General features: G+C 59.0%; 3 protein-coding genes. All 3 read right to left on the reverse strand.

Annotation, left to right across the window (positions count from 1 at the left end):
- Positions 1 to 89: 89 nt before the first annotated feature.
- Genes MJ783_RS17310 through MJ783_RS17320 form a run of 3 tightly spaced genes read right to left on the reverse strand, consistent with a single transcriptional unit; the run spans position 90 to position 1706 of the window.
- Entirely contained in the window at positions 90 to 959 is an 870-nt protein-coding gene (locus tag MJ783_RS17310; RefSeq protein WP_239311546.1) for a helix-turn-helix transcriptional regulator, read from the reverse strand.
- Positions 934 to 1470, reverse strand: a complete 537-nt coding sequence (locus tag MJ783_RS17315) for a DUF6879 family protein (protein WP_370651664.1) — start codon at positions 1468 to 1470, stop codon at positions 934 to 936. The genes MJ783_RS17310 and MJ783_RS17315 overlap by 26 nt, the downstream gene beginning before the upstream one ends.
- Positions 1467 to 1706: a hypothetical protein gene (locus MJ783_RS17320; RefSeq protein WP_239311565.1), complete on the reverse strand. Its 240-nt coding sequence runs from the start codon at positions 1704 to 1706 to the stop codon at positions 1467 to 1469. The genes MJ783_RS17315 and MJ783_RS17320 overlap by 4 nt, the downstream gene beginning before the upstream one ends.
- Positions 1707 to 1984: the final 278 nt, after the last annotated feature.

Below are 1984 nucleotides of genomic sequence, written 5' to 3' on the forward strand. Positions count from 1 at the left end.
CTCACGGGAGAGTAGGAAGGACGAGTCGAGTTGAGAGGCAAATTTCTCGGTTTTTCTCGAAAAACTTTTACCCATCTGACCTGAGGAAATCAGGAGCCAAGTTCCTCGGCTTCGTCAGCCAGATCCCGCATGACGCAACTGATGATGGCTCGTGCCTCTCTGCCATAGCTGGCGACGGCGGCAAGGTGCTCAAAGATGCCCGAGTACAGCTCGATCTCTTGCGGCTGCCTCAGGTTGATTTCTGCCGAGTACGACTCGAACTGAACAAGGTGGTCGTCCAACACCCAGAAGCCGTGCCGGGGATCGGTGACATACTGGGTCTTGAAGTCGATGATCCCGAGCTTGACGTTACGCATAGAGGTCATCGCCATCAGCCGGTCGAGCTGGCCGATCATGATGTCCCGCGAGACCAGACGGTAGCGAAGTGCGGCTTCTGTGATGACGAAGTGGAAGCGCTTATCTGGCCGGTACAACATCTCCTGACGCTGCATACGGACCTTCACAGCCTCGTTAATGTCGTTAGGCACCTTGTGCACCATCACGACCTGGGCGAAGCGTGCACGGGCATATTCGGGCGTCTGGGTAAGCCCAGGAATTACCGTGTTCTCGAATCCGCGATAGAACTTGGTCCTCTCGTCAAGCTGCGACAGCGTGAGCTGGTGGGACTTCATGCCCGCTTTGAGTACCCGCTGCCACTCGGCATGTTGAAGCTCAAGGTTGTGTAGCACGGCGAGAAGACTTGCTGTTTGATTCTTTGAGTTAGTGGCTCTTGTCCAGTCCTTTATGTCGTCATCGGTCGGTGTCTGCTTGCCGTTCTCGATCTTGCTGACTTTGGAACCTGCCCACGACAAAGACTCCGCGAGCTCTTTACCGGATAGTTTGGCGGCTACCCGAAGCTCGCGGAGTCGTTTGCCTAGCGCGTTGCGCGCTTCGTCAATGCCGGTCGTCCCGCTGCTCATACTTGGCAACAAACTCATCTCGGTCGATAGCGTGGTGCTGCGCCGCATCACGCCAGTAGTTGTGTTCCACGATCTCGGCGGGGTCTTCGATGACCTCCCCACCGATGAACTGGTCATCGTCGGTGAAGCGCATCTTGAGCACCTTGCAGGAGTCGAACAGCCAGTAGTCGTACTTCGGCAGCTCGGCAGCCTGGTCGCGGGTGATGTAGCGGATATCGTCACCCGCTTCGCGGGTGTAGCCCGCCACCCACATGCCGAAGCGGATGTAGTCGGTGAGCGGAAAGCTCACCACCCGTACACGGGAGAACCGGCGCCCCTCGGCCGTTGCCTGGCGGACCATGCTCAGCCAGTTCTCGTGGTACGAGACGTCCGGCTCCCCGGCGAGGAACTTGCGCAGCGGTTCAACCTCACGGGGAGAGCTGTACCGGTCTCGTGTCTCCAGCCGGTAGGCCGTGTGCTCGAAGGTCTCGAAGAGCTTGGCGAACTCCGGGCCTGGCTCGATGAAGGTCAGTTGTCCGTCCCCTTCTCCTGTGCGTAGCGGCGAGCGTAGAACGTAAGGACTTCTTCGGGGATCTCGATCAAAGTCTCGTGGTCGGGTACCGGACCGATGTCGGCGAGCGCTTGCGGGTCGGTGACCTTCCACCCCTGCGCGATGTAGGTCACGCGGTCAGCCCTGTCCGTGGCGAACAGCGTAGGGGATGCACCCTCGGTAGATTCGGGGTCTTTGCCGAGAAATTCGGCGTGCACTAGGCCTCCTAGCTCGAAGTTGGAGCAAACTGCTCGACCATCGTGGCGTGGGGAGGGGCGGGGGGTCAATGTCCGACACAGGCGCTGATTTCTAGCGGCCGTCAACAGTAAGATCAATTGCTGGCGACACGCTCCTTCCAGCGACACGCTTGACTCCCTGTGACGACTTGTAACATCGCATGTGACATAGCAGATGACCCGGCGTTTTGCCATGTCAACGCCATGGTGATCATGGACTGACGGGGGGTGGAATGGGTCGCGTCGGGGGTGGATAGCGG

Origin of the sequence: Protofrankia sp. Cj3 (genome assembly GCF_917627355.1) — a bacterium.
Lineage (GTDB): Bacteria > Actinomycetota > Actinomycetes > Frankiales > Frankiaceae > Protofrankia.

Coding starts and splice junctions, on each gene's coding strand:
- MJ783_RS17310 (WP_239311546.1), bottom strand. CDS start 959: ATGAGCAGCGGGACGACCGGCATTGACGAAGCGCGCAACGCGCTAGGC.